The sequence below is a fragment of the Rhodobacter sp. 4.3.4 genome (genome assembly GCF_058724655.1).
In genome coordinates this window covers 2,606,627-2,631,772 of record NZ_CM178967.1, presented here as the reverse complement: position 1 = coordinate 2,631,772, position 25,146 = coordinate 2,606,627, and the positions used below count along the sequence as shown (strand labels likewise).

Here is a 25,146-nt window from a genome sequence, read left to right as displayed (position 1 = left end):
CGGGTCACGTCTCTGTGTCAGCCCCGGGACCGGCCTTCATCATCCGCTCGGCCTTCTTGCGCACCAGAACCGTGCGCAGGTCATGCATCGCCAGCAACAGCGGATCGGTGACCTCGTCGAGCTGCGCCCCCGTCGCCTTTGCCTGCACCCAATGCGTCGTCAGGTTCAGGTGATCGACCGTGCGCAGGATGTCATCGACATCGCGCGCGGCCAGGGTGGCGATGCGTTTCGCCATCCAGACCTCGATCGCGTGCAGATCGGCGGGGGTCAGCTTGCGCTCGCCCTGCGGCTTGATTTCGCCGTTCCTGACGTTGACGACGGCGATCTGCTCCATCTCGATCCGGCGCTGCCGGTTTTCGGTATCGACACGAAACACCGCCGCGCCATTGTCGCGGATGCGGAAATAATATTCGGGCAATTCCCCGGCCATCGCACCTCTCCCCGGGCTGTCCCGCCTTATTTCAGTGCTTCGCAGAAGGATTTGATCCGCGCGCAGGCATCGATCAGCGCCGCATCCGAGGTAGCGTAGCTGATGCGGAAGGCGGGCGACAGGCCGAAGGCCGCGCCGAAGACGACGGCGACCCCGGTTTCCTCAAGCAGTGCCGTGGCAAAGGCTTCGTCATCGGTGATCACCGTGCCCGCGGCCGAGGTCTTGCCGATCAGCCCGGCGATCGAGGGATAGACGTAGAACGCCCCCTCGGGCACGGGGCAGCTGATGCCGGGGCAGGTGTTCAGCGCCGCCACCACCAGATCGCGGCGGCGCTCGAAGGCGACGCGGCTCTCAGTAATGTAATCCTGCGGTCCGTTCAGCGCGGCGACGGCGGCATATTGGCTGATCGAACAGGGGTTCGACGTTGATTGCGACTGCACCTTGGCCATCGCCTTGATCAGCGCCTCGGGCCCGCCCGCATAGCCGATCCGCCAGCCGGTCATCGCATAGGCTTTGGAGACGCCGTTGCAGGTCAGCGTGCGGTCGTAAAGCCCGGGCTCGACCTGCGCGGGGGTGGTGAAGGTGAAGCCCCCGAACACCAGATGTTCGTACATGTCATCCGACATCACCCAGACATGGGGGTGGCGCAGCAGCACATCGGTCAGCGCCTTGAGTTCATCGCGGGTATAGGCCGCGCCCGAGGGGTTCGAGGGCGAGTTGAAGATCACCCATTTCGTCTGCGGCGTGATCGCGGCTTCGAGATCTTCGGCGCTGATCTTGTAGCCCGCCTCCATCCGGCCCTCGACAAAGACCGGGGTGCCGCCCGCGAGCAGAACCATATCAGGATAGCTGACCCAATAGGGCGCGGGGATGATCACCTCGTCGCCCGGGTTCAGCGTGGCGACCAGCGCATTGTAAAGCACCTGCTTGCCGCCCGAAGCGACGGTGATCTGGCTGGGTTTGTAAGACAGCCCGTTTTCGCGTTCGAACTTGGCGCAGATGGCTTTCTTCAGCTCGGGGATGCCATCGACGGCGGTGTATTTCGTGCGGCCCGCCTCGATAGCCGCAATCGCCGCCGCCTTGATATGGGCGGGGGTGTCGAAATCGGGCTCGCCCGCGCCAAGGCCGATCACGTCGCGCCCGGCCTCGGCCAGTTCGCGCGCCTTGTTGGTCACCGCGATGGTGGGCGAGGGTTTCACGCGCGCAAGCGTATCGGACAAAAAGGCCATGGCGGGCTCCTGTTCTGGGTTGCCTCTCCTTACGCGTGCAGGCGCGGGCGTTCAAGGAAAACGCAGTTGACGGGCGGGGTTGGCAGGTGCAAGGCAGGGCCACGCACGGCAAGGAAGGTGGATCATGAGCGAAACGCACGAAGCCCGGATCAAGCGGATGAAGATGCGCAGCTGGCGCCGCGGCATCCGCGAGATGGACCTGATTCTGGGACCCTATGCCGATGCGAAGCTGGAAGGATTCGAGACCGCGCAGCTCGATCTTTTCGACAGGCTGCTGGAGGAAAATGACCAGGATCTCTACCCCTGGTTTTCGGGGTCGCAGCCCTGCCCACCACAATATGTTGATTTGTTTGCGGAAATCAGAGTCTTCATGCAGGGCAGGCTGGCGCGGGGCTGATCTGCTATCTTGCAGAAATCGTGACGAATTTCCGAAACTTCGTCCGGGTTTAACCGTATTTTCGGGTTTTGCCGCCAAGGTGGTCTCAGGAAGCGAGGCTGGCGGAGAACCGAATGTCATTTCAAACCCCGATGAAAGCGCCCGGAACGGAAGAAGGCGCCTCTCCCGGTATCATGTCCTGCTATCTGGACACGTTGTCTCTGGTTGAACGTCTGCATCGTCTGCTTCTGGACGTGATCAAGGACGAATTCGAACGGCTGGGGATTTTGGAAATCAACCCGGTGCAGGCGCTTTTGCTGTTCAACATCGGCGAGAACGAGGTCACGGCGGGCGAGCTGAAGACGCGCGGCTATTATCAGGGCTCGAATGTCAGCTACAATCTGAAGAAGCTGGTGGAATGCGGCTACATGCATCACCAGCGCTGCGAGATCGACCGTCGTTCGGTGCGGGTCAAGCTGACCGCGAAGGGCGTCGATCTGCGTGAACGGGTCACGGCGCTGTTTGAACGCCATGCCAAGGGCATGGACACGCGCAATGTGATCACGCTTGACGCGATGGACGAGATGAACCGCACCCTGCGCCGGATGGAGCGCTACTGGTCGGATCAGATCCGCTACATCTACTGACGGCTGACGCAGCGACAGGCTGCATCGCGCCGCTTGCCCCCGGGGCAGGCGGCGTGCTTTCCTTTGCCGGTCCGGCTTGCGCTTTGGCCTCCGGGCGGGGCGGACCTTGGGGAGGGGATCATGCGGCGTTTTCTGCGCATCGGCTTGCGCGTTCTTCTGGTTGCACTCGTGCTGGGCGCGGGGGCCGCTTTCGTCAAACGCGACGACATCACCCGGCTGATGGCGGTGCAGACGCTGTTCGACGAGGGGCGCATCGTCGAAAACTTCTCGCATATGGACCGGCTCTTTCACTTCCGCACCCTTGATCGCGGGAAAGGTCACGTCTCGTCCCTGCCGGCGGGGCCGCCCGACGCGCTTTCGCCTGCGGCGCAAGCTTGGGTCGAGCGGCGGGCGGTGACCGCGCTCTTGATCCTGCGCGACGGGCAAATCACCTTCGAGCAGTATTACAAGGACACCGGCTCCGAGGATCAGCGGATCAGCTGGTCGATGGCGAAATCGGTGCTGTCGGCGCTGTTCGGCACTTTGGTTGCCGAGGGGAAATTCCCGAACCTTGACGCGCAGGTCATCGACTTCGTGCCATCCCTCAAGGGCTCGGCCTATGAAGGGGTCAGCATCCGCGATGTGCTGACGATGTCCTCGGGCGTGCATTTCGACGAAGATTACATGAAATTTTCTTCCGATATCAACCGGATGGGCCGGGTTCTGGCGCTGGGCGGCTCGATGGACGGTTTTGCCGCCTCGCTCAAGACCCGCGACACCGCGCCGGGCAGCCACATGCATTATGTCTCGGTCGATACGCATGTGCTGGGCATGGTGATCCAGGGCGCGACGGGGCGTGATCCGGTCGATCTGATGGAGGAACGCATCATCGCGCCGATGGGGCTGGAGTCCAGCCCGGTGATGCTGACCGATGGCGAGGGGACGGGCTTCGTGCTGGGCGGGCTCAATCTGCGCACCCGCGATTATGCGCGCATCGGGCAGATGTTCCTGCAAGGCGGTTTCTGGAATGGCCGCCAGATCGTGCCTGCCGATTGGGTTGCGGCCTCGACCGCGCATCAGGCTGCGGATGGGGCGGGCTATGGCTATCAATGGTGGGTGCCGAAAGACAATGCGAATTTCGGCAACGACTACATGGCGCAGGGTATCTACGGGCAGTTCATCTACATCAACCCCGCCCGTAAGGTGGTCATTGCGGTCAATGCCGCCGATCTGGGCTTCGCCGCGGATGGCGTGACCGATGAAAACCTTGCGATGTTCCGGCAACTGGCGCAGGCTCGGCCCTGAAAGGGGGATCGCATGGAAATGGAACCTTCGGTCAATGTGCTGGGCGGGCCGCTCGAATCCTGTTCGATGCAGCCCAAGACCGGCTTTTTCCGCGACGGCCATTGCAACACCTGCTGGGAGGATCGCGGGCTGCATTCGGTCTGCGCGGTGATGACGGCGGAATTCCTGGCCTGGTCGGCCTATGTGGGCAATGATCTGTCCACGCCGCGGCCCGAGCATGATTTCCCGGGGCTGAAGCCCGGGGATCGCTGGTGCCTTTGTGCCAGCCGCTTCCTGCAGGCGCATGACGAGGGCTGCGCCCCCGAGGTCCGGCTGGAGGCCACGCATCAGCGCACACTGGAGGTGGTGCCGCTGGAGGTCTTGCGGCTTTACGCGATCTGATCGCTGACCGGCGTCCAGATCACGTCATCGATCCGCGGCGCCGAGGTGGCGAGCATCACCAGCCGGTCAAAGCCCATCGCGATGCCGCTTGCTGCGGGCATCTGCGCCAGCGCCGCCAGAAAATCCTCGTCGATCGGGTAACGCTCGCCATAGATGCGGGCTTTTTCCTCCATCTCGGCCTCAAAGCGCAGCCGCTGTTCGGCGGCATTCGTCAGCTCGCCAAAGCCATTCGCCAGCTCCACCCCGCAGGCGTAAAGCTCGAACCGTTCGGCGACGCGGGGATCATCGGGGGCCGGGCGGGCCAGCGCGGCTTCCGCCACCGGATAGCGGTCCAGAATCGTCGCCCGGCCATGGCCCAGATGCGGTTCGACCTTTTCCACAAGAACCTTGGAGAGCATCAGTGACCAGGTATCCGCGTCGCCGACCCTGATCCCGGCGGCGCGGGCCTGGGCGCGCAGGCCCTCGGCGTCGGTCGACCCATCTGCCCCGCAGGTGGCCAGAAGGTCGATGCAAGCGTGACGCTGGAAGGCCTCGGCCACCGAAAGCCGCTCGGGCGCGGCAAAGGGGTCGCATTCATGGCCCTTGTAGCGCAGAACGCTGCTGCCCGCCGCCGTGGCGGCGAGGCGCAGGAAATCGGCGCAGTCCTGCATCAGCACGGTGTAGTCCTCGCCGACCCGATACCATTCGAGCATGGTGAATTCGGGCGAATGCAAGGCCCCGCGTTCGCGGTTGCGCCAGACATGGGCGAACGCCGCGATCCGGGTTTCGCCTGCGGCCAGAAGCTTTTTCATCGCGAATTCGGGCGAGGTGTGCAGATACATCGGCACCGGGGCGCCATCATTGCCGATGGCCATGGTGGCAAAGCCATGCAGATGCGCCTCGTTGCCGGGGCTGACCTGCAGCGCCACCGGATCGACCTCAAGGAAGGCATTGCGGTCAAGCCAGCCGCGCAGGGCGGTCTGAATGCGGGCGCGCGCCAGCAGCGCCGGGCGGCGATCGGCGTGACGGGAGGGGCTCCACCAGGGCGTTTGGCTCATTTTCGGGGCTTTTTGCTGGAAATACGGCTCGCGATGGTTTAGGCGCTTCGCCATCCGGGCGCCAGAGCCTGTCTTAGACCCCATTCAAGGAACCTCAAATGGCCAAAGTCATCGCCTCTTCGCTGCGCAAGGGCAACGTCGTCGACATGGACGGCGTGCTGTACATCGTGCTGACCGCCGAAAACATCCACCCGGGCAAGGGCAACTCGGTGACGCAGGTCGAGATGCGCCGCATCTCGGACGGGGTGAAGGTCAGCGAGCGCTGGCGCACCGTCGACAGCGTGGAAAAGGCGCATGTGGACGAGAACGAATTCGACTTCCTTTATGAGGATGGCGAGGGCTTCCACTTCATGAACCCCGAGACCTACGACCAGATCACCGTGTCGGAAGATGTGGTGGGCGATGCGAAAGTCCACCTGCGCGACGGCATCCGGGTCTGGCTGCTGACGCATGAAGGCGTGGCGCTGTCGATCGAGCTGCCGCAAAAGGTGACGGTCGAGGTCGAAGAGACCGAGCCGGTGGTGAAGGGGCAGACGGCGTCCTCCTCCTACAAGCCCGCGATGTGCACCGGTGGCATCCGCGTGATGGTGCCGCCGCATATCGGCGTGGGCACGAAGATCATCATCAACACCGCCGACACCTCCTATGTGGAACGCGCCAAGGAGTGATCCTGCGGACCAGCGACGATCATCAGGCACCCTGCGGGGTGCCTTTTGGTTTGCGGATTTCGCCGCGCGATGCGCGGCGACCCGCCGGGGGCTCCGCCCCCGGACCCCCGGGATATTTGAAGCAAGATGAAAGGGGCTTTGGCGACAAAGAAAAAGCCGGGCACATGTCCCGGCCTTTCGCGCAGCATCTTTGCTTCAACTCAAATCCTTTTCAGCCGGATCACCACATCGACGCGGCTGACCTCGGTCCCCTCGGGGGCTTTCGGCACGCGGACGAGTTCCAGCTCCTCGACCGGGGCGTCGGAGATCCGGTTCTCGCCTTCCCAGAAGAAATGCGGGTGATCGTCCATCCGGGTGTCGAAATAGCTGCGCCCGGCATCGACGGTGATTTCATGCATGATCCCCGCCTCGCAAAAGGCGCGCAAAGTGTTGTAGACCGTGGCGAGCGAGACCTTTTCCCCGGCGTCGCGGGCGGCGGCGTAAAGCCCCTCGGCGGTCACATGCCGGTTCATCCCGTCGCCGACCAGAAGCGACGCCAAGGACATCCGCTGCCGGGTCGGCCGCAGCCCGCCCGCGGCAAGCCAGCGCAGTCCACGTTCCTGAGCCATCGTCTTCATGATCGAAAACCTTTTTTCCCTGTAACTATTATAAGTTGAACCGGCATCGCATTCAACGGGATTCTGACGCACCCCCGGGGCGGGGGCGGGCCTTGCACCTGCGGGCGGGGGGGTGTTAGAGGAAGGGGGACAAGACCTTGGGGGGAAACGCCGATGTCACTCTATCCGACAAGCTTCGGCAAGGAAGATCTGCTCAAATGTGCGCGAGGCGAGCTGTTCGGGCCGGGCAATGCCCAGCTGCCGGCGCCGCCGATGCTGATGATGGATCGCATCACCGAGATTTCGGAAGATGGCGGGCTGCATGGCAAGGGCCATGTGGTGGCCGAATTCGACATCACGCCGGAGCTGTGGTTCTTTGACTGCCACTTCCCGGGCAATCCGATCATGCCGGGCTGTCTGGGCCTGGACGGGCTGTGGCAGCTCACCGGCTTCAACCTCGGCTGGCGCGGCTGGCCGGGGCGGGGCTATGCGCTGGGCGTGGGCGAGGTCAAGCTGACCGGCATGGTTCGCCCCGACCGCAAGATGCTGACCTACAAGGTCGATTTCACCAAGGCGCTGCAGACGCGCCGTCTGACCATGGGCGTGGCCGACGGCATCGTCGAGGCCGATGGTGAAGTGATCTATGTGGTCAAGGACATGAAAGTGGCTCTCTCCGAGAGCTGATCGAAGAAGGACAGGAGGCCCCCATGCGGCGTGTCGTCATCACCGGGCTGGGCATCGTCAGCCCCATCGGCAACAATGCCGAAGAGGTTTCGGCCAGCCTGCGGGCCGGTCGCTCGGGCATCGTCTTTGCCCCCGAATATGCCGAGCGCGGTTTCCGCAGCCAGATCCACGGCGCGCCGCAGATCGTGCTGGAAGATCATATCGACAAGCGCAACCTGCGCTTCATGGGCCGCGGCGCCGCCTACAACTTCCTGTCGATGGAACAGGCGATCCGCGATTCGGGGCTTGAGGAAAGCGACATCTCGAACCCGCGCACCGGGCTGATCATGGGCTCTGGCGGGCCCTCGACCTCGAATTTCTTCGAAGCGCATCAGACCGTGATCCAGAAAGGTTCGCCCAAGCGGATGGGGCCGTTCATGGTGACGCGCTGCATGTCCTCGACGAACTCGGCCTGTCTGGCGACGCCCTTCAAGATCAAGGGCGTGAACTATTCGATCACCTCGGCCTGCTCGACCTCGGCGCATTGCATCGGCAACGCGGCGGAGCTGATCCAGATGGGCAAGCAGGACATCATCTTCGCCGGCGGCGGCGAGGAGCTGGACTGGACGCTCTCGTGCCTGTTCGATGCGATGGGCGCGATGTCGTCGAAATACAACGACACGCCGACCACCGCGGCCCGCGCCTTTGACGCGACCCGCGACGGTTTCGTGATCGCGGGCGGCGGCGGCGTTCTGGTTCTGGAGGAACTTGAACACGCGAAGGCCCGCGGCGCGAAAATCTATGCCGAAATCACCGGCTATGGCGCGACCTCGGACGGCTATGACATGGTGGCGCCGTCGGGCGAGGGCGGCGAACGCTCGATGCGGCTGGCGCTTGAGACCCTGCCCGAAGGCCGCAAGATCACCTATATCAACGCGCATGGCACCTCGACCGTCGCGGGCGACGTGACCGAGGTCGAGGCCGTCCGCCGCGTCTTTGGCGCGGGCAAGGTGCCGCCGATTTCCTCCACGAAATCGCTGACCGGCCACAGCCTCGGCGCGACCGGCGTGCATGAGGCGATCTATTGCCTGCTGATGATGCAGGGCAAATTCATCACCGGATCGGCCAACATCACCGAGCTGGACCCGGCGATCAAGCCCGAGGAAATCGCCACCAGCCTGGTCGAAAACGTCGAGTTCGACTCGGTCCTGTCGAACAGCTTCGGCTTTGGCGGCACCAATGCCACGCTGGTGATGAGCGCCTACAAGGGGTAAGGCCGATGGCGGATTTGATGAAGGGAAAACGGGGCCTCGTCATGGGCGTGGCCAACGAACGCTCGATCGCCTGGGGCATCGCCTCGGCGCTCGCCGCCGAGGGCGCCGAGCTGGCCTTTTCCTATCAGGGCGAGGCTTTTGGCAAGCGGGTCGAGCCGCTGGCGGCTTCCGTTGGGTCAAGCTTCCTCGTCGATGTCGATGTGAACGACGATGCCTCGCTGGATGCCGCGTTCCAGCGGCTGAAGGACGAATGGGGCACGATCGATTTCGTCATCCATGCCATCGCCTATTCCGACAAGAACGAGCTGGCGGGGCGGTTCATCCACACCACGCGCGACAACTTCAAGAACAGCTTGGCGATTTCCTGCTACAGCTTCATCGACGTGGCCCGCCGCGCTTCGGAGCTGATGCCGAATGGCGGCAGCCTGATCACGCTGACCTATGGTGGCTCGAACCGGGTGACGCCGTTTTACAACGTCATGGGCGTGGCCAAGGCGGCGCTCGAATCGGCGGTGCGCTATCTGGCCAATGACCTTGGCCCGCAGGGGATCCGCGTCAATGCGATCTCGCCCGGTCCGATGAAGACGCTGGCGGGCGCGGCCATCGGCGGCGCGCGCAAGACCTTCCGCCACACCGAGGCGAACAGCCCGATGCGCCAGAATGCGACGCTGGAGGCGGTGGGCGGTTCGGCGGTGTTCCTCTGTTCCGATTACGGTGCCTGCACGACGGGGGATGTGGTGATGGTCGACTGCGGCTATCATGTGCTGGGGATGCCGCAGCCGGAAAACATCTGATCGACCGATCGGGGTTCAAGGGCGCCTGCGGGCGCCCTTTGCTTTTGGGGAGTTGAGTGATGGATTTTTTCACCGCAGACGATGGCGCGAAGATCGCTTTTTCCGCTGAGGGGGCAGGGGGGCCGGTGGTGTTGGCCTTGGCGGGCCTGACCCGCACCGGGCGCGATTTCGATTATCTGGCGCCCCATCTGCCGCCCTGCCGTCTGATCCGCATGGATTACCGCGGTCGCGGCGAGAGCCAATGGACCGGCGGCGCCACCTATACCGTCCCGCGCGAGGCGGCCGATGCGGTGCAGCTGCTTGATCATCTGGGGGTGGAAAAAGCCGCGGTGCTGGGCACATCGCGCGGGGGGATGATCGGCATGTATCTGGCGGCGGTGGCGAAGGATCGTCTGACCGGGCTGTGCCTGAACGACATCGGCCCGGCGATCGAGCGCGCGGGGCTGGAGCGGATCTTCGATGTGGTGGGCCGCAATCCGGTGGCCAGGACCTTTGCCGAGCTGGTCGAGAAACTCCCCGCCGCGATGACGGGCTATGAAAATGTGCCGATGAGCCGCTGGCGGGAGGAGACCGAACGCCACAACATCGAAACCCCGCAGGGCGTGAAGATCAACTACGACCCGGCGCTGCGCGACGCTTTCATCCACGCCTTCGACGCGGGCGTTTTCGAGGCCTGGCCGCTCTTTGACGCCTGCGCCGGTCTGCCTGTCGCGCTGATCCGCGGCGCCAATTCCGACCTGCTCTCGCCCGAAACCGTGGCCGAGATGCGCCGCCGCCGCCCCGATCTGCTTTTTGCCGAAGTTCCGGGCCGCCCGCATATCCCCTTTCTCGACGAGCCCGAGGCGGTCGGCCTGATCCGCGCCTGGATCGCGCAGCTGCCCGGCTGAGCCCGCGGGGCGCTTCGTCGCAGGCGGGATGATCCGGCTTTGCATTTGTCATGTGCTGTTGACTTATGGCGCATCCGATGGAACACCTGCGGCCAAATCAGGCCCGCAAGGCGGGAAGGAGGATGCGGTGAAGATCGACGGAACCCCCTATCGCACGATCTGGCAGGATGCGCGCGGCGTCGTGCAGGTGATCGACCAGCGCTGGTTGCCGCATGAATTGCGCATCGTCGATCTGCAAAGCCGCGCCGATTTCGCCGTTGCGATCCGCGACATGTGGGTGCGCGGCGCGCCGCTGATCGGGGCGGCGGCGGCTTGGGGCGTGGCGGTGGCGATGCAGGAAGACCCCTCGGACGCCGGTCTGACCGAGACCTGGGAAGTGCTGCACGAGACCCGTCCGACCGCGATCAACCTGCGCTGGGCGCTCGATGAAATGGTGCGGGTGCTGCGCCCGGTTCCGCCCGAGCTGCGCGCCGCGGTGGCGGCCAGACGCGCCGCCGAAATCTGCGACGAGGATGTGGAGATCAACCGCCGCATCGGTCAGCACGGGCTGGAGATCATCAAGGCGATCGCGGCGAAAAAGCCGGGTCAGACGGTGAACATCCTGACCCATTGCAATGCGGGCTGGCTGGCGACGGTGGATTGGGGCACCGCCACCTCGCCGATTTATCACGCGCATGAGGCGGGGATTCCGGTGCATGTCTTTGTGGACGAGACCCGCCCGCGCAATCAGGGCGCGCAGCTGACCGCCTGGGAGATGAACCACCACGGCATCTCGCATGCGCTCGTCGTCGACAATGCGGGCGGCCATCTGATGCAGCATGGCGAGGTCGACATGGTGATCGTCGGCACCGACCGCACCACGGCGCGCGGCGACGTGTGCAACAAGATCGGCACCTATCTGAAGGCCTTGGCGGCGCGGGCGAATGGCGTGCCCTTCTATGTCGCGCTGCCCTCGCCGACGATCGACTGGCGGGTGCAGGACGGGGTGAAGGAAATCCCGATCGAGGAGCGCAATTCCGAAGAGGTGACGCTGGTGCAGGGCCGCGGCGCGGATGGCAAGATCCAGCTTGTGCAGATCTCGCCCGATGGCACGCCCGCGCGCAACCCGGCCTTTGACGTGACGCCCTGCGAGCTGGTGACCGGGCTTTTGACCGAGCGCGGGCTGTGCCCGGCGAACGAGGCGGCGATGGCGGCGATGTTCCCCGATCTGAAAGCCGCGATGCTGGGCTGAGGCCGCTCTGGCCGGGGGCCTCGCCCCGGCCTTTCGCACCCTGTCCCCTAGTCCGCCGCCAGCAGCGCCTCGGCCACCCGGGTCGAGGTGGCCAGATGCGTGACATAGCCGCCGCGGATCGCCGCAAGGCTCGGCACCACCTTGTCAAGACCGGGCGTCACCAGCAGCCCCATGTCCAGCCCGACAAGCCGCGGCAGGTCGATGCCGATCATCCGCGCCTCGGTCTCGCCCGGCATCTGCCGCCCCATCGCATCGACAAAGCGCCCGCAGATCACCCCCGCCGCGCCGCGCGCCACATGGGCGGCCAGCTCCTCGGGCGTCGCCAGACCCGAGCTGACGACATGGCTGTTCTCGCTCACCGTGCCGACGGAAAACAAGAGCTTGTTCACCCCCTGCAGCGCCTGCAATTGCGCCCGCAGGATCGGCTCGGCCCGCAGCTCCTCGGCCAGGGCCGCGCGCGACAGCACCGCGGGCGCATGCAGGTTCAGACAGCGCGCCCCCAGCCGTTGCGCCAGCCGGGTCGAGCAGGCCTCGGCGGTGAAGCCATAGGGCGTCGCCATCGAACCGACGAGCTGCAACACCGTCAGATCGGCGATCTCGTGGCTTTCGACCTGCTCGGCCAGATCATAGACGGTGCGGCCCCAGGCCACGCCCAGCCGGTCGCCGGGCGCCAGCAGATCGGGCAGCCACAGCGCTGCGCCGCGCACGACGCGGGCAAAGGCGGCTCCGGCCTCCAGCCCGTCATCGGGCACCACGAAAGCTTCGGTCAGACCGAATTTCGCGCAAAGGTCCAACGACAGCCGATGCGCGGTAAAGGCGGGGGCGGCCAAAGTGATGCGAATGAGCCCGGTTTCGCGCGCCTCCTGCAGGTAATTCACCACCGTCGCCCGCGAAATCCCCAGGGCCTCGGCGATGTCCTGCTGGTTGCGGCCGTCGTGGTAATACATCCACGCCACCTCGATCACCGCGTTCTCGCCACTGATCCGCCCCAGTGCGCGCCCCAGTGCGCGCCCCGGCGACCGGCCCGGTGACCGCCCCAGAGATCGCTTCCGCGTCGTGCCCGCCATCTTGCCCTCCGGGTTCGCCGTTTGACAAAGATAGGTGACAAAAGTAAGGAAATCCAGCGCCCGTGAGGAAAAGGAGACCCCGATGATCCGCAATCTCTGGAGTGACGAGGCCGCCGCCGCGGCGGGCGACGATCTTGGCCAGCGGATCTACAGCGCGCGGCTGATCGGCGCGGAGCCGGAGCTGGTGCTGCACGGGGGCGGCAACAGCTCGGTGAAGACCGAAGCGGTGGACCTGTTCGGCGAGACGGTTTCGGTGCTGCATGTCAAGGGCTCGGGCCATGATCTGGCGACGATCGATGCGGCGGGCATGCCTGCGGTGCGGCTTGAGCCGATGCTGCGGCTTGCGGCCTGCGAGGCGGTGGCCGATGACGTGCTGGTGAAGCTGCAGCGGCTCAACCTGCTTGATCCCGCCGCGCCGAACCCCTCGGTCGAGATGCTGCTGCATGCTTTCCTGCCGCATAAATTCGTCGATCACACCCATGCGACGCCGTTTCTGGTGCTGGCGAACCTGCCCGAGGCCGAGGCGGCGCTGCGCGAGCTTTTCGGCGACAAGATCGCGCTTGTGCCCTTCGTCAAGCCGGGCTTCGGACTGGCCAAGGCGGGGCTGGCCACTTACGAGGCAAACCCCGGCGTCGAGGCGCTTTTGCTGAAGAACCACGGCCATTTCACCTGGGGGCCGGATGCGAAATCCAGCTATTTCAAGGTGATCGAGCATGCAAACACGGTCGAGGCCTGGCTGGCCGACCGCCGCCCCGCGCGGCTTGTGCCCGCGGCCGCGCTGCCGGTGGCCGAGATCGCCCCGGTGCTGGCCGGTCTGCGCGGCGCGCTGGCCGCGGCGCTGCCGGAGGCGGCGGCGCTGCCGGTGCTTGATCTGCGCGATGATGAGGCGACGCGGGCCTTTGTCTCCCGCCCCGATCTGGAGGATCTGGCGCGGGCCGGGGTGGTGACGCCCGATCACGTCATCCGCACCAAGGGCGAGGTTCTGGTGCTGCGCAAAGACGCGCAGACGCCCGAGCGCATGCGCGCCGCGGTGACCGACTATGTCAGCCGCTACCGCGCCTATTTCGACGCCAACAAGGCCCGCTTTGGCGGTCCGGTGGCGATGCTCAATCCGATGCCGGGGCTGATCTGGCTGGAAGGGATCGGCGCGGTGGGCGCGGGCGCCGATGCGAAGGCCGCGCGGATCGCGGCCGATATCGGCAGCCAATCTGCGCGGGTGAAGGCGGACGGTCAGGTGGCGGGCGGCTTCCGCTCGATTTCCGACGCCGACCTGTTCGACATGGAATATTGGCCCTTGGAACTGGCGAAGCTGGGCCATGCCCGGGCGCCCGCCCTGCAGGGCCGGGTGGTGCTGGTGACCGGCGGCGCGGGGGCGATCGGTCTGGCCACGGCCGAGGCTTTCGCGGCCCTTGGCGCCTCGGTCTTCATCGTCGATCGTCCCGGCGAGGGGCTGGAGAAGGCGGTGGCGTCGCTTGGTCGCGATCATGCCGGGCATGGCTGCGACATCACGCAACCGGGTGCGGCGGCGGCGGCGGTGGCGGCCTGTGCGGCGCGGTTCGGCGGGCTGGATATCCTTGTCTCGAATGCGGGCGCGGCGATCACCGGCGATATCGCGACGCTGGACGAGCAGGTGCTGCGCGGCAGTTTCGAGCTGAACTTCTTCGCGCATCTGGCGTTTTCGCAAGCCGCCATCGCGCTTTACCGGGCGCAAGGAGCCGGGCGTGGCTCGCGCGGCGCCGAGCCGGGGCAGATCCTGTTCAACGTCAGCAAACAGGCGGTGAACCCGGGCAAGGGCTTTGCCGCTTATGGCCTGCCGAAGGCGACGAGCTTCTTTTTGTTGCGGCAACTGGCGCTGGAACTCGGGCCCGAGGGGATCCGGGTCAACGGCATCAATGCCGACCGCATCCGCTCGGGGCTGCTGACGCCCGAGATGATCGCGGCGCGCTCCTCGGCGCGGGGGATCGATGCCGGGACCTATATGGCGGGGAACCTTCTGCGCGCCGAGGTCGAGGCGCGGCACGTGGCCGAGGCCTTCGTGGCGCTGGCCCGGGCCGAGCGCACGACGGCGCATGTGATGACCGTCGACGGCGGCAATATCGAGGCGGCGCTGCGCTGACGGGGGATTTGACCGGGGCCGTCGCCCCGGTCGCCCTTGGCCTGCATCCGGGCGGATCATCGCGTCCGCCCGTCGCGCGCTGCCGCGACGCAGCAACGAATTCCTTTGACAATCGGCGGGGTGCTGAGAGAGCGTGACTCATCCCAGGGGTGAGTGCGCGCAGGCCCGGGGGGTCCGAAAGGCCGGGCCGGAACGGTTCGGAACGGCTGAAAGACGCCTGCGTCCTCACCGCTGACCATCTGTGAGCTTGCAACCATGATCCGCCCGAGGGAGGGGACCGAGATGAGGGTTCACTGCATCGCAAGACAACCGGAAATTGAGCGCCCGCGCCGGGCGGAGGCCCGCGGATGACCGGACCCTTTGCCGAAATCATCGCCCGGCTGGAGGCCGGGGTACAGGGGCGCGAACCGCTGCCGCGGCTGGATCGGCTGCTGGCGATGGCCGAGGAGATCCTGGTGACCTGGCTGGCGCGCTGCGGGGCGGGGGCAGATCCGGGCATGGTCGAGGGGTCGCTGCTTTTGTCGCTGCACCGGCAGGTCTGCCGCTGCCAGCCGGGCTTTGACGCCTGCCGCGAGCTGTGCCGCGAGATCGTCGCCCGCCGCAGTGTCGCGCTGCTCTACCCCGAGGAGGCCGCCCGGGCGCATGCCGAGATGGCCGCGAAGGTGCTGCAGCTGGCGCTCTTCGTGGCCGAGGGTATGGCGCAGGCACCCGCCGCCGAGACCGGGCGGCCGGGCGCCGCGGAGCTTTGCGATTTCCTGCCGCCGCCCGCGCAGCCGGAGCTGCGCGAGCTGGCGCCGGGCTTTTGAGCGCCCGCCTCAGCGGATCAGCACCACCGGCACCTTGCAGGCGCGCATCGTGGCGGTGGTGGTCGAGCCGATGATCAGGCTGCGGATGCGCGAATGGCCATAGGCGCCCATCACCAGCAGATCGAATTTCTCTTCCTCGGCCAGTTTGCGCAGCGCCGCCTCGGGCTGACCCGCCAGAACCGTGGTCTCCGCCACGATCCCGGCCGCCGCCAGCATCGACTGCGCCGCCTCCAGCCCCTTCTTCACCTCGGGCGTGGCCTGACCCACCGCGGCAATCTGCACCGAGAGCCCGGGAAAAAGCGTGCTGCGCGACAGGTGATCGACCGCCTTCATCGCCGACACGCCGCCGTCATAGGCGATCAGCACCCGCTCGATCGGCTTGAAGGCGCGCGAGGCGACAAAGACCGGCCGCGCGCAGGAGCGCACGATCCGTTCCAGATTGGCGCCCAGATGATCCATCGCCTGATCGGCATCCTCGCCGCGTTTGCCCAGCACGATCACCCGCGCCTCGGCCTCGAAGGCCTGCACGGTGGCCAGAAGATCGCCCTGCCGCAGCTCGGTCGAAATCTCGGCCACGCCCGCCTTTTCCAGCAGCACCCGCGCATCCTCGATCAGCGCGCGGCCATGCGCCGCCATCAGCCGCGCCCGCTGCGCATCGAGCGCCGCAAGCTCTTCCATCACGCCGCTGCGCGCACCAAGCGGCGCGGGGTCGGAGGGATCGGTCCGCGCCGGGGCGCCGCCGGGGCGCAGCACATGGACCAGCTGCACCGGCGCGCCGGTGCGTTTCGAAATCCAGGCCGCGTGGTCGCACACGCTTGTGGCGTAGATCGAGCCATCGACGAATGCGACGATTTTCCCGGTCATCTGTCCTCCTGAGGGCGGCGGGCGCGACTCTCGCGCCGGCTGGCCGCGCCGCCGGATACACGGCTTTGGGGCCAAATCCAAGCTGCGACGGGGGCCTGCGACAGGTTTTGCGCAATCATGCTTGGCCCGGCGCGGGGCTGCGCCTATAAGCACGCAGTTTCGGCGCCACAGGAGTTCGCGATGACCGACACCGCCCCGAAGACCGAGCCGCGTCTGACCTCGCTCTCGCATGGGGGCGGCTGCGGCTGCAAGATCGCGCCCGGAGTGCTGGAGCGGATCCTTGCCGATACCGTCGTGCCTTTGGTGCCGAAGGATCTGATGGTCGGCATCGCGACCTCTGACGATGCCGCGGTCTGGCGGCTCAATGACAGCCAGGCCCTTGTTGCGACAACGGATTTCTTCATGCCCATCGTCGATGATGCGCGCGATTTCGGCCGCATCGCCGCGACGAATGCGCTCTCCGATGTCTATGCCATGGGCGGGCGCCCGATCCTGGCGCTGGCCATCGTCGGCATGCCGGTCAAGGTTCTGTCCGAGGCCACGATCGGCGCGATTCTGAAGGGCGGCGCCGAGGTCTGCGCCGCGGCGGGGATCGCGGTGGCGGGCGGGCATACGATCGATTCCGTCGAGCCGATCTATGGGCTGGTGGCGCTGGGCCTTGTCCATCCCGACCGGGTCAAGACCAATGCGGGGGCGCGGCCGGGCGATGTGCTGGTGCTGGGCAAGCGGATCGGTGTCGGCATCCTTTCGGGCGCGTTGAAAAAGGGCCAGCTGCCGCCCTTTGCCGAGGCCGAGCTGATCGCCTCGGTGACACAGCTCAACACGCCGGGCGCCGATCTGGGCGAGATGGCGGCGGTGCATGCGATGACCGATGTGACGGGCTTTGGCCTTGGCGGACATGGTCTTGAAATGGCGCGCGGATCGGGCTGCGACATGGAGATTTCCTGGGCCGCGGTGCCGCGGCTGCCCGGGGTGATGGAGGCCGCGGCCGAGGGCCATCTGACCGGCGCCTCGGGGCGGAACTGGGCAAGTTATGGCGCCGGGATCGACCTGCCCGCCGATCTGGGGGATCTTGACCGCGGGCTTCTGACCGATCCGCAGACCTCGGGCGGGTTGCTTGTCGCCTGCGCGCCGGACGCAGTCGAGGCGGTGCTCTCGACCTTCCGCCGTCACGGCTTTGACCATGCCGCGGCGGTGGGCCGGGTGCTGGACGCAAGCGCCACGCCGCGGCTGCGGATCGTCTGAGTCACAGGCTGGGGCTGTTCTGCTCCACCACCGCCTCCATCGCGACATAGCTCGAGGTTGCCGCAACATGTGGTAGCGCCGAAAGCTTCTCCCCCATGATCTTGCGGTATTCCGCAATGTCATGGCTGCGCACCTTCAGCAGGTAATCGAAGCCCCCGGCGATCATGTAACATTCCTCGACCTCGGGGATATCGCGCACCGCGGCGTTGAACTGCTCCAGCGCCTTCTGCCGGGTGTCGGACAATCTCACCTCGACATAGGTGACATGGATCAGCCCGAGCTGGATCGGCGAGAGCATCGCGCGGTAGCCGGTGATCAGCCCCATCTCCTCCATCGCGCGGATGCGCGCCGCGACCGGGGTTTTCGACAGCCCGACTTTGCGGGCCAGCTCGGTGACCGGAATCCGCGCATTCGCGCAAAGCTCGTGCAGGATGCGCCGGTCGGTGGCGTCAAGCGGATCGGTCACGTCTTTTATCCCGTTTTTGGTCGGATCGCCTTTCATCATGGCTTTGAATGGTCACATCGTCCAGAGCCTTGCTGGTATCATCGGGGGATGCCGCAGGAGTGCCCGACCATGACTGACCTTTCCGCCCTTGGCCCAAAGGCCAAATTCGCCCCCGAGGCCGAAGTTCTGCAAGCACTTGTGGCGCAGGCGGCGCTGTCTCAGCCGCAGCTCGAGCGGATCGCGGCGCGTGGCGCCGATCTGGTGGCGCGGATCCGGGCCGAGGCGAAGCCGAGCCTGATGGAGCATTTCCTGGCGCAATACGGGCTTTCGACGCGCGAGGGCGTGGCGCTGATGTGTCTGGCCGAGGCGATGCTGCGCGTGCCCGACACCGCCACGATCGACGCGCTGATCGAGGACAAGATCGCCCCCTCGGACTGGGGCAGGCATCTGGGCACGGCGGCCTCGTCGCTGGTCAATGCCTCGACCTGGGCCTTGATGCTGACGGGCAAGGTGCTGGAGGACGGCGCGGGCGGCATCGCGGGCACGCTGCGCGGCGCGGTGCGGCGGCTGGGGGAGCCGGTGATCCGCGCCGCCGTCGGACAGGCGATGCGCGAGATGGGCCGGCAGTTTGTCTTGGGCGAAACCATTGAAAAGGCTTTGGAACGCGCGCAAAAGCGCGAGGGGGAGGGCTATACGTTCAGCTATGACATGCTGGGCGAGGCGGCGCTGACGGCGGCGGATGCCGAGCGCTACCGGCTGGCCTATGCGCAGGCGATCGCGGCGATCGGCACGGCGGCGACGCGGGGTTCGATCGCGGCCAATCCGGGGATCTCGATCAAGCTTTCGGCGCTGCATCCGCGCTATGAGGTGGCGCAGGAGGCGCGCGTGATGGCCGAACTGGTACCCATCCTGCGCGATCTGGCGCGGGCGGCGGCGGCGGCGGGGATTGCGCTGCATATCGACGCCGAGGAACAGGACCGGCTGGCGCTGTCCTTGCGGGTGATGGCGGCGGTGATCGCCGATCCCGAGACTGCGGGCTGGCAGGGCTTTGGCGCCGTCGTGCAGGCCTATGGCAAGCGCGCCGGGGCGGCGATCGACGCGCTCGCTGCAATGGCGCGGGCGGCCGGGCGGCGGATCAACATCCGGCTGGTGAAGGGCGCCTATTGGGACGCCGAGATGAAGCGCGCCCAGGTCGAGGGGCATCCGGGCTTTCCGCTCTTCACCTCGAAAACCGGGACCGATGTCGCCTATATCTGTCTTGCGGCGAAGCTGTTCGGGCTGGGCGACTGCATCTATCCGCAATTTGCGACGCATAATGCGCATACGGTGGCGGCGGTGCTGGAGATGGCGGCGGGACGGCCTTACGAGTTCCAGCGCCTGCACGGCATGGGGGCGCGGCTGCATGATATCGTGCTGCGCGAGACCGGCGGGCGCTGCCGGATCTACGCGCCGGTAGGGGCGCATCGCGACCTGCTCGCCTATCTGGTGCGGCGGCTCTTGGAGAACGGCGCGAATTCGTCTTTCGTCAATCAGATCGTCAATGAAAGCGTGCCGCCTGCCGAGGTCGCGGCCTGTCCCTTTGCGGCGCTGACCACGGCCCGGGCGCCGCGCGGTCTGCTGGCGCCCGCGGATCTGTTCGGCGCGGGACGGGCCAATTCGCAAGGCTTCGATCTGAGCGACCCCGAGGTTCTGGCGCGGATCGAGACGGCGCGGGATGTGACCCTGCCGGACGCCGCGCCGATCGTGGCGGGGCCGGTCTCGGGCCCGTCGCGCCCGGTGCGGAACCCGGCCACTGGCGCGGTGGTGGCGCAGGTGACCGAGACCGATGCGGCGACGGTGGCGGTGGCTTTGGAGGCCGCGCGGCTCTGGGCCGCCCCCGCGGCAGAACGCGCGGCGGTGCTGCGCCGCGCCGCCGATCTTTACGAGGAAAACTTCGGCCCGATCTTTGCCGCGCTCGCGCAAGAAGCCGGAAAGACGCTTGGCGATGCCGTCTCAGAGCTGCGCGAGGCCGTTGATTTCCTGCGCTATTATGCGGCCGAAGGGGCAGCGGACACGCGCCCGCCGCGCGGCCCGGTGGTGGCGATCAGCCCCTGGAACTTTCCGCTGGCGATCTTTACCGGCCAGATCGCGGCGGCTTTGATGGCGGGGAATGCGGTGCTGGCCAAGCCCGCCGAACAGACGCCGATCATCGCGGCGCTGGCGGTGCGGCTGCTGCATCGGGCCGGGGTTCCCGCCGCGGCGCTGCAGCTTTTGCCGGGCGATGGCGCAACTGTCGGCGCTGCGCTGACCCGCGATCCGCGCGTCAAGGCCGTGGTTTTCACCGGCTCGACCGAGACCGCGCAGATCATCGCCCGCACGATGGCCGCGCATCTGGCGCCCGGCACGCCGCTGATCGCGGAAACCGGCGGGCTGAATGCGATGGTCGTCGACAGCACGGCGCTGCCCGAACAGGCGGTGCGCGATGTGGTGGCCTCGGCCTTCCGCTCGGCCGGGCAACGCTGCTCGGCGCTGCGCTGTCTTTACGTGCAGGACGACATTGCCCCGCATCTGATCGGGATGCTGAAAGGCGCGATGGACGAGCTGGTTTCGGGCGATCCGGCGCAGCTTTCGACCGATGTCGGCCCGCTGATCGACGCCGAGGCCAAGGCCGGGGTCGAGGCTTATCTGGCCGCGAACAAGGCGCGCATCCTGCACCGCAGCACCGCGCCCGAGGGCGGCCATTTCGTCGCGCCGGCGCTGCTGCAGGTCGGCGGAATTGCCGATCTGGAGCGCGAAATCTTTGGCCCGGTGTTGCATCTTGCAACATTTTCCGCCGAGGATCTGCCCGCGGTGATCGCGGCGATCAATGCGCGCGGCTATGGGCTGACCTTCGGGCTGCATTCGCGCATCGATGCCCGCGTCGAAACCGTGGCCGGGACGATCCGGGCGGGCAACATCTATGTGAACCGCAACCAGATCGGCGCGGTGGTGGGCAGTCAACCCTTTGGCGGCGAAGGGCTTTCGGGCACCGGGCCGAAGGCGGGCGGGCCGCTCTATCTGGGCCGTTTCTACGCGCCGGAGCCGGTTTCGGTGGCCGGGGTGTGGACCGAGGCCGCAGCGCCGGTCCTGCCCGAAGCGAGGGAGATGCAGCTGGACGAGATCTTCCTGCCCGGCCCGACGGGCGAGCTGAACCGGCTGACCCGGCATGTCCGCGGCCCGATCCTCTGCCTTGGGCCGGGGCGTGAGGCGGCGGCGGCGCAGGCGGCAGCGGTCACCGCCTTGGGCGGGCAGGCGGTGCAGGCAAGCGGGGCGGTGCCCCCCAAAGCCTTGGAAACGCTGGAGCCTTTGGCCGCTGTGCTGTGGTGGGGCGAGGCTGAAACCGGCCGCGCCTATGCCTGCGCGCTGGCGGCCCGGCCCGGGGCGCTGGTGCCGCTGATCGCTGCGCGGCCCGATCTGGCCCATGTCGTGCATGAGCGACACCTGTGCGTCGACACCACGGCGGCAGGCGGCAATGCGGCGCTGCTGGCGGGGTGACTTGCCCTTTGCGCTTGCCTGCGGCAAATTGCAGCACCGCCCGCGGGCACGAACAAGGGAGAGAACGATGATCAAGAGAGTTGCGGCGCCGCTTTGCGCGCTGATGCTGGCGCTGATGCCGATGTCGGGTCAGGCGCATGAGGCGCAGGCCGGGGCGCTGACGATCATCCATCCGGCGATCCCGGCAGTGATGCCGGGGGCGCAGGCTGCCGCGGGCTATTTCACCATCGTCAACGCGGGCAAAAGCGCCGACCGGCTGACCGCGGTCGAGGTGGATTTCGCCACGATGGCGATGCTGCACAAGACCGAGACCGATGCGGCGGGCGTGGCCCGGATGCTGGATGTCGACGCGGTCGAGGTGCCCGCGGGGGCGACGGTGACATTCGCGCCGGGCGGGCTGCATGTGATGTTTATGGGGCTGAGCGCGCCGATCGCCGAAGGGGTGATGTTGCCCGGAACGCTGGTCTTTGACCATGCGGGCAAGGTGCCGGTGGAGTTCATGGTGACGACGGCGGGCAAGGCGCCCGACATGTCGGGCCACAAGATGACCCCCTGAGCCCCATGCCTAAAAGGCATATCTGGCGGTGAAAACGGCGGTCGATCTGGCCGCCGCCCCGGACTAGGAAGAATACAGCAAGGGAGGGTCCGATGTCCGATGCGCCGCTCAAGGGGCTCAAGGTGGTGGAACTGGCGCGGATACTCGCCGGTCCCTGGATCGGCCAGGTTCTGGCCGATCTGGGCGCCGAGGTTGTAAAAGTGGAAGCGCCCGAGGGCGACGATACCCGCCGCTGGGGTCCGCCCTTCATCGAGCGACTGCGGGAGGATGGCACTTTTGAAACCGTGGCGGCCTATTTTCAGGCAGCAAACCGGGGAAAAACCTCGATCACATGTGACTTTTCGAACATCGACGATCTGGCGCGGCTGAAACGGCTGATCGCCGGGGCCGATGTGGTGATCGAGAATTTCAAACTGGGCGGGTTGAAAAAGTTCGGTCTGGATTACGAGAGTCTGGCCGCCGACAACCCCGGGCTGGTCTATGTCTCGGTCACCGGCTTTGGTCAGACCGGGCCGCGGGCGGCGCAGCCGGGCTATGATTTTCTGGTGCAGGGCCTGTGCGGGATCATGGATCTGACCGGCCCGAAGGACGGCGAGCCGCAAAAGGTCGGCGTCGCCTGGATCGACATTTTCACCGGGCTTTATGGCGTCATCGGCGTGCAGGCGGCGCTGGCCGAGCGGGCTCGGTCGGGGCGCGGGCAGCAGGTGGACATGAGCCTGCTCGATTGCGGCGTGGGGGTACTGGCCAATCAGGCGATGAACCATCTTCTGGGCGGGATGGTGCCGCACCGGCTGGGCAATGCGCATCCGAATATCGTGCCTTATCAGGTGTTTCCGGCGAAGGATGGGCATTTCATCATCGCTTGCGGCAATGACCGGCAGTTTCAGGCCCTGTGCGGGATGCTGGGTCTGACCGCCGAGGCCGCAAACCCGGATTATGCCACGAATGCCGGGCGGGTGGCGCATCGGGATGCGCTTTGCGCCCGTATCGCCGAGGTCACGGCAACCCGGTCGAAAGCCGATCTGATCGCGGCAATGGAAGCGGCGGGCGTGCCCGGCGGCCCGATCAATGACGTGGCCGAGGCGCTGGCCGAGCCGCAGATCGCCGCGCGCGGGATGAAAATTGCCCCCGAGGGCCTGCCCGGTCTGCGCACGCCGATCGTCTTTTCGCGCTCGGATCTGGTTCTGGACAAGGCCAGCCCGGCGCTGGGTGACGGAGAGTGGCATTTTTCTGTCGGTTGAGGCATTGCCGCGCAGCAAAACCCCGCTTTATTGGGGCGAAGTGAGCGCGGGGGAGACGTGGGCAGCCTGAGTTTCGAATTCGACTGCGGTCCCGAAGGCCGCGCCGCGCGATTTGCGCGGCCCTCGGCGGTGATCCGGGCCGAGACCCTGGCCGAAATCGGCCCGGCCTTTGACGCCATCGCAGAGGCGCGGGCGGCGGGAAAATGGCTGGCCGGGCTGCTGAGCTATGAGCTGGGATATGCCTTTTCGGCGAAACTCGCGCCCCTTCTGCCCGAAAACCGCGATGTGCCGCTGATGCTGTTTGGCGTCTATGATGCGCCCGAAGCGCCCCTGCCCGAAACCGCGCCCGCCGCGGCGGTGCCGCAATTTGTCCCGGTCGTTTCTCAGGCCGAGTATCTGCAGGCCTTTGCCCGGGTGCAGGACTATATCGCCGCGGGCGACGTTTATCAGATCAACCTGACCTTTCCGCTGCAGGCCCATTGTGACACCGATCCGCGCGCGCTTTACGCCCGGCTGAAGGCGGCGCAGCCGGTGGGCCATGGCGTGCTGGTCGAGGCGGAGGGTTTCGCGGTGCTCTCGCGCTCGCCCGAACTGTTCTTCGCCATCGACGCCGCGGGCCGGGCCACGGTGCGGCCGATGAAAGGCACGGTGGCGCGGGGGGCAACGGCCGCGGCGGATGCGCAGGCGGTAGACTGGCTGCGGGGCTCGGAAAAGAATCGCGCCGAAAACCTGATGATCGTCGATCTTCTGCGCAACGATCTGAGCCGGATTGCCGAGATCGGCTCGGTCAAGGTGCCCGCGCTTTACGAGATCGAGACCTATGCGACGGTGCATCAGATGACCTCGACCGTCACCGCGCAGCTGCGGCAAGGGGTTGATTTCGAAGAAATATGTAGGGCGCTTTTCCCTTGCGGTTCGATCACCGGGGCGCCGAAGATCCGCGCCATGCAGATCATCCGCGACCTCGAACCCGCGCAGCGCGGGGTTTATTGTGGCGCCATCGGCTGGCTTGCGCCCGCGGGCGGAATGGCGTTCAACGTCGCCATCCGCAGCCTGACCCTGCGTCAGGGCGCGGCGGTGCTGAATGTCGGCGGCGGGGTGGTGCATGACAGCGAGGGGGGGACGGAATGGGCGGAAGCGCTGAGCAAGGCGGCCTTCGTGACGGCGCCCCCGCCGATGTGCGGCTGATCGAGACGATGCTTTGGACCCCCGGCGAGGGGGTGGCGCTGATCCTGCATCACCTGGCGCGGCTTGAGGCCGGGTGTCGGAAGCTTGGCATCGACTGCGATCTGTGGCGGGTCGAGAGGCTGATCGAAACCGTCAGCGCCGCAGAGCCTTTGCGGCTGCGGCTGACGGTGGGGCTGGATTGCAGGCCGGATCTGGTGACCGCGCCCTTGCCGAAGGCGAAAGCGCTGTGGCGGGTCGGGCTGGCCGAGGGGCGCGTGGCCTCGGACGATCCGTGGCGGCAGGTGAAATCCACTGAACGGCATTTCTATGACCGGGTCCGGGCGGATCTGCCCGCGGCCTGGGACGAGGCGGTTTTTCTCAATGAACGCAACGAGGTGGTCGAGGGCACGATCACCAATGTCTTTCTGTGGCGCGACAATCTTCTGTGGACGCCGCCCTTGCGCTGTGGCGCGCTTCCGGGGGTTTTGCGCGCGAAACTGCTGGCCACGGGCCGCGCGCGCGAGGCGGTTTTGCGCTGGTCCGATCTGGCCGAGGGGCGGTTCTTTCTGGGCAATGCTTTGCGCGGGCTGGTTCCGGCGGAAGTGATCTGAGCCGCGTCGAGAGGGATT

General features: G+C 66.5%; 25 protein-coding genes. 18 read left to right on the top strand and 7 right to left on the bottom strand.

Annotated elements, in window-relative coordinates; genetic code table 11:
• Nucleotides 1-4: 4 nt before the first annotated feature.
• A complete protein-coding gene (locus tag AC4PTB_RS12910) occupies nucleotides 5-430 on the bottom strand; it encodes a hypothetical protein (RefSeq protein WP_492190336.1) in 426 nt (141 codons plus the stop codon).
• Between the two features lie 26 nt (nucleotides 431-456).
• Nucleotides 457-1,659, bottom strand: coding sequence for a pyridoxal phosphate-dependent aminotransferase (locus AC4PTB_RS12905; RefSeq protein ID WP_492190335.1), 1,203 nt, complete (start codon nucleotides 1,657-1,659; stop codon nucleotides 457-459).
• A 124-nt stretch (nucleotides 1,660-1,783) separates the two neighbouring features.
• Here AC4PTB_RS12905 and AC4PTB_RS12900 point away from each other — a divergent pair, with 124 nt between their 5' ends.
• The 4 genes from AC4PTB_RS12900 to AC4PTB_RS12885 all read left to right on the top strand — a co-directional run bounded on the left by AC4PTB_RS12900 (nucleotide 1,784) and on the right by AC4PTB_RS12885 (nucleotide 4,347).
• Entirely contained in the window at nucleotides 1,784-2,056 is a 273-nt protein-coding gene (locus AC4PTB_RS12900) for an FAD assembly factor SdhE (protein WP_492190334.1), read from the top strand.
• 131 nt (nucleotides 2,057-2,187) lie between these two features.
• On the top strand, nucleotides 2,188-2,682 hold the full coding sequence (locus AC4PTB_RS12895) for a MarR family winged helix-turn-helix transcriptional regulator (protein ID WP_492192641.1): 495 nt from the start codon (nucleotides 2,188-2,190) through the stop codon (nucleotides 2,680-2,682).
• A 120-nt stretch (nucleotides 2,683-2,802) separates the two neighbouring features.
• Nucleotides 2,803-3,966, top strand: coding sequence for a serine hydrolase domain-containing protein (locus AC4PTB_RS12890; protein WP_492190333.1), 1,164 nt, complete (start codon nucleotides 2,803-2,805; stop codon nucleotides 3,964-3,966).
• Nucleotides 3,967-3,978: 12 nt separating this feature from the next.
• Nucleotides 3,979-4,347 (top strand): DUF2237 family protein, encoded by a 369-nt coding sequence (locus AC4PTB_RS12885; RefSeq protein ID WP_492190332.1) that lies wholly within the window; start codon nucleotides 3,979-3,981, stop codon nucleotides 4,345-4,347.
• Here AC4PTB_RS12885 and epmA read toward each other — a convergent pair.
• Complete coding sequence (epmA, locus tag AC4PTB_RS12880; RefSeq protein ID WP_492190331.1) at nucleotides 4,335-5,384, bottom strand: EF-P lysine aminoacylase EpmA; 1,050 nt, start codon at nucleotides 5,382-5,384, stop codon at nucleotides 4,335-4,337. The two genes, AC4PTB_RS12885 and epmA, sit on opposite strands and share 13 nt — an antisense overlap.
• Nucleotides 5,385-5,482: 98 nt before the next feature.
• On the opposite strand from epmA, the gene efp reads away from it, so the two are divergent.
• Complete coding sequence (gene efp, locus AC4PTB_RS12875) at nucleotides 5,483-6,052, top strand: elongation factor P (RefSeq protein ID WP_013068380.1); 570 nt, start codon at nucleotides 5,483-5,485, stop codon at nucleotides 6,050-6,052.
• Between the two features lie 200 nt (nucleotides 6,053-6,252).
• Here efp and irrA read toward each other — a convergent pair whose 3' ends face one another.
• A complete protein-coding gene (gene irrA, locus AC4PTB_RS12870) occupies nucleotides 6,253-6,669 on the bottom strand; it encodes an iron response transcriptional regulator IrrA (protein ID WP_492190330.1) in 417 nt (138 codons plus the stop codon).
• A 153-nt stretch (nucleotides 6,670-6,822) separates the two neighbouring features.
• Between irrA and fabA the strand changes: the two genes are divergently transcribed.
• From fabA to mtnA, 5 genes are all read left to right on the top strand, one after another.
• A complete protein-coding gene (fabA, locus tag AC4PTB_RS12865) occupies nucleotides 6,823-7,332 on the top strand; it encodes a bifunctional 3-hydroxydecanoyl-ACP dehydratase/trans-2-decenoyl-ACP isomerase (protein WP_492190329.1) in 510 nt (169 codons plus the stop codon).
• A gap of 23 nt (nucleotides 7,333-7,355) precedes the next feature.
• Complete coding sequence (gene fabB, locus AC4PTB_RS12860; RefSeq protein ID WP_492190328.1) at nucleotides 7,356-8,585, top strand: beta-ketoacyl-ACP synthase I; 1,230 nt, start codon at nucleotides 7,356-7,358, stop codon at nucleotides 8,583-8,585.
• A 5-nt stretch (nucleotides 8,586-8,590) separates the two neighbouring features.
• Complete coding sequence (locus AC4PTB_RS12855; protein WP_492190327.1) at nucleotides 8,591-9,379, top strand: enoyl-ACP reductase FabI; 789 nt, start codon at nucleotides 8,591-8,593, stop codon at nucleotides 9,377-9,379.
• A gap of 56 nt (nucleotides 9,380-9,435) precedes the next feature.
• A complete protein-coding gene (locus AC4PTB_RS12850; RefSeq protein ID WP_492190326.1) occupies nucleotides 9,436-10,266 on the top strand; it encodes an alpha/beta fold hydrolase in 831 nt (276 codons plus the stop codon).
• A gap of 127 nt (nucleotides 10,267-10,393) precedes the next feature.
• Nucleotides 10,394-11,497 (top strand): S-methyl-5-thioribose-1-phosphate isomerase, encoded by a 1,104-nt coding sequence (mtnA, locus tag AC4PTB_RS12845; RefSeq protein ID WP_492190325.1) that lies wholly within the window; start codon nucleotides 10,394-10,396, stop codon nucleotides 11,495-11,497.
• Nucleotides 11,498-11,544: 47 nt separating this feature from the next.
• Here the strand turns inward: mtnA and AC4PTB_RS12840 are convergent, their stop codons facing one another.
• The gene (locus AC4PTB_RS12840) at nucleotides 11,545-12,564 is read right to left on the bottom strand and encodes a sugar-binding transcriptional regulator (protein WP_492190324.1); all 1,020 of its coding nucleotides are present in this window, start codon (nucleotides 12,562-12,564) and stop codon (nucleotides 11,545-11,547) included.
• A gap of 82 nt (nucleotides 12,565-12,646) precedes the next feature.
• Between AC4PTB_RS12840 and AC4PTB_RS12835 the strand changes: the two genes are divergently transcribed.
• A complete protein-coding gene (locus AC4PTB_RS12835) occupies nucleotides 12,647-14,680 on the top strand; it encodes a bifunctional aldolase/short-chain dehydrogenase (RefSeq protein ID WP_492190323.1) in 2,034 nt (677 codons plus the stop codon).
• A 347-nt stretch (nucleotides 14,681-15,027) separates the two neighbouring features.
• Nucleotides 15,028-15,486 (top strand): hypothetical protein, encoded by a 459-nt coding sequence (locus AC4PTB_RS12830; protein ID WP_492190322.1) that lies wholly within the window; start codon nucleotides 15,028-15,030, stop codon nucleotides 15,484-15,486.
• A 9-nt stretch (nucleotides 15,487-15,495) separates the two neighbouring features.
• On the opposite strand, the gene AC4PTB_RS12825 is transcribed toward AC4PTB_RS12830, so the two are convergent.
• Nucleotides 15,496-16,350, bottom strand: coding sequence for a universal stress protein (locus tag AC4PTB_RS12825; protein WP_492190321.1), 855 nt, complete (start codon nucleotides 16,348-16,350; stop codon nucleotides 15,496-15,498).
• A gap of 180 nt (nucleotides 16,351-16,530) precedes the next feature.
• Between AC4PTB_RS12825 and selD the strand changes: the two genes are divergently transcribed.
• Nucleotides 16,531-17,595, top strand: a complete 1,065-nt coding sequence (gene selD, locus AC4PTB_RS12820) for a selenide, water dikinase SelD (RefSeq protein WP_492190320.1) — start codon at nucleotides 16,531-16,533, stop codon at nucleotides 17,593-17,595.
• Between the two features lies 1 nt (nucleotide 17,596).
• On the opposite strand, the gene AC4PTB_RS12815 is transcribed toward selD, so the two are convergent.
• Entirely contained in the window at nucleotides 17,597-18,061 is a 465-nt protein-coding gene (locus tag AC4PTB_RS12815) for an Lrp/AsnC family transcriptional regulator (protein WP_492190319.1), read from the bottom strand.
• A gap of 108 nt (nucleotides 18,062-18,169) precedes the next feature.
• Between AC4PTB_RS12815 and putA the strand changes: the two genes are divergently transcribed.
• The 5 genes from putA (at nucleotide 18,170) to AC4PTB_RS12790 (ending at nucleotide 25,128) form a co-directional block, all read left to right on the top strand.
• Nucleotides 18,170-21,553, top strand: a complete 3,384-nt coding sequence (gene putA, locus AC4PTB_RS12810; protein ID WP_492190318.1) for a bifunctional proline dehydrogenase/L-glutamate gamma-semialdehyde dehydrogenase PutA — start codon at nucleotides 18,170-18,172, stop codon at nucleotides 21,551-21,553.
• Between the two features lie 67 nt (nucleotides 21,554-21,620).
• Nucleotides 21,621-22,109, top strand: a complete 489-nt coding sequence (gene pccA / locus AC4PTB_RS12805; RefSeq protein WP_492190317.1) for a cbb3 -type cytochrome c oxidase assembly copper chaperone PccA — start codon at nucleotides 21,621-21,623, stop codon at nucleotides 22,107-22,109.
• Nucleotides 22,110-22,201: 92 nt separating this feature from the next.
• Nucleotides 22,202-23,350 (top strand): CaiB/BaiF CoA transferase family protein, encoded by a 1,149-nt coding sequence (locus tag AC4PTB_RS12800; RefSeq protein WP_492190316.1) that lies wholly within the window; start codon nucleotides 22,202-22,204, stop codon nucleotides 23,348-23,350.
• A 57-nt stretch (nucleotides 23,351-23,407) separates the two neighbouring features.
• Nucleotides 23,408-24,538: an aminodeoxychorismate synthase component I gene (locus AC4PTB_RS12795; protein WP_492190315.1), complete on the top strand. Its 1,131-nt coding sequence runs from the start codon at nucleotides 23,408-23,410 to the stop codon at nucleotides 24,536-24,538.
• Nucleotides 24,478-25,128 carry an aminotransferase class IV gene (locus AC4PTB_RS12790; protein ID WP_492190314.1) on the top strand — a complete coding sequence of 217 codons (651 nt, stop codon included), beginning with the start codon at nucleotides 24,478-24,480 and terminating at the stop codon, nucleotides 25,126-25,128. Before AC4PTB_RS12795 ends, AC4PTB_RS12790 begins: the two co-directional genes overlap by 61 nt.
• Nucleotides 25,129-25,146: the final 18 nt, after the last annotated feature.

Excerpts from the sequence above, each read along its gene's own strand:
- AC4PTB_RS12910 (WP_492190336.1), bottom strand. The coding sequence starts at position 430 with ATGGCCGGGGAATTGCCCGAATATTATTTCCGCATCCGCGACAATGGC.
- AC4PTB_RS12905 (WP_492190335.1), bottom strand. The coding sequence starts at position 1,659 with ATGGCCTTTTTGTCCGATACGCTTGCGCGCGTGAAACCCTCGCCCACC.
- AC4PTB_RS12900 (WP_492190334.1), top strand. The coding sequence starts at position 1,784 with ATGAGCGAAACGCACGAAGCCCGGATCAAGCGGATGAAGATGCGCAGC.
- AC4PTB_RS12895 (WP_492192641.1), top strand. The coding sequence starts at position 2,188 with ATGAAAGCGCCCGGAACGGAAGAAGGCGCCTCTCCCGGTATCATGTCC.
- AC4PTB_RS12890 (WP_492190333.1), top strand. The coding sequence starts at position 2,803 with ATGCGGCGTTTTCTGCGCATCGGCTTGCGCGTTCTTCTGGTTGCACTC.
- AC4PTB_RS12885 (WP_492190332.1), top strand. The coding sequence starts at position 3,979 with ATGGAAATGGAACCTTCGGTCAATGTGCTGGGCGGGCCGCTCGAATCC.
- epmA (WP_492190331.1), bottom strand. The coding sequence starts at position 5,384 with ATGAGCCAAACGCCCTGGTGGAGCCCCTCCCGTCACGCCGATCGCCGC.
- efp (WP_013068380.1), top strand. The coding sequence starts at position 5,483 with ATGGCCAAAGTCATCGCCTCTTCGCTGCGCAAGGGCAACGTCGTCGAC.
- irrA (WP_492190330.1), bottom strand. The coding sequence starts at position 6,669 with ATGAAGACGATGGCTCAGGAACGTGGACTGCGCTGGCTTGCCGCGGGC.
- fabA (WP_492190329.1), top strand. The coding sequence starts at position 6,823 with ATGTCACTCTATCCGACAAGCTTCGGCAAGGAAGATCTGCTCAAATGT.
- fabB (WP_492190328.1), top strand. The coding sequence starts at position 7,356 with ATGCGGCGTGTCGTCATCACCGGGCTGGGCATCGTCAGCCCCATCGGC.
- AC4PTB_RS12855 (WP_492190327.1), top strand. The coding sequence starts at position 8,591 with ATGGCGGATTTGATGAAGGGAAAACGGGGCCTCGTCATGGGCGTGGCC.
- AC4PTB_RS12840 (WP_492190324.1), bottom strand. The coding sequence starts at position 12,564 with ATGGCGGGCACGACGCGGAAGCGATCTCTGGGGCGGTCACCGGGCCGG.
- AC4PTB_RS12835 (WP_492190323.1), top strand. The coding sequence starts at position 12,647 with ATGATCCGCAATCTCTGGAGTGACGAGGCCGCCGCCGCGGCGGGCGAC.
- AC4PTB_RS12830 (WP_492190322.1), top strand. The coding sequence starts at position 15,028 with ATGACCGGACCCTTTGCCGAAATCATCGCCCGGCTGGAGGCCGGGGTA.
- AC4PTB_RS12825 (WP_492190321.1), bottom strand. The coding sequence starts at position 16,350 with ATGACCGGGAAAATCGTCGCATTCGTCGATGGCTCGATCTACGCCACA.
- selD (WP_492190320.1), top strand. The coding sequence starts at position 16,531 with ATGACCGACACCGCCCCGAAGACCGAGCCGCGTCTGACCTCGCTCTCG.
- putA (WP_492190318.1), top strand. The coding sequence starts at position 18,170 with ATGACTGACCTTTCCGCCCTTGGCCCAAAGGCCAAATTCGCCCCCGAG.
- pccA (WP_492190317.1), top strand. The coding sequence starts at position 21,621 with ATGATCAAGAGAGTTGCGGCGCCGCTTTGCGCGCTGATGCTGGCGCTG.
- AC4PTB_RS12800 (WP_492190316.1), top strand. The coding sequence starts at position 22,202 with ATGTCCGATGCGCCGCTCAAGGGGCTCAAGGTGGTGGAACTGGCGCGG.
- AC4PTB_RS12790 (WP_492190314.1), top strand. The coding sequence starts at position 24,478 with ATGGGCGGAAGCGCTGAGCAAGGCGGCCTTCGTGACGGCGCCCCCGCC.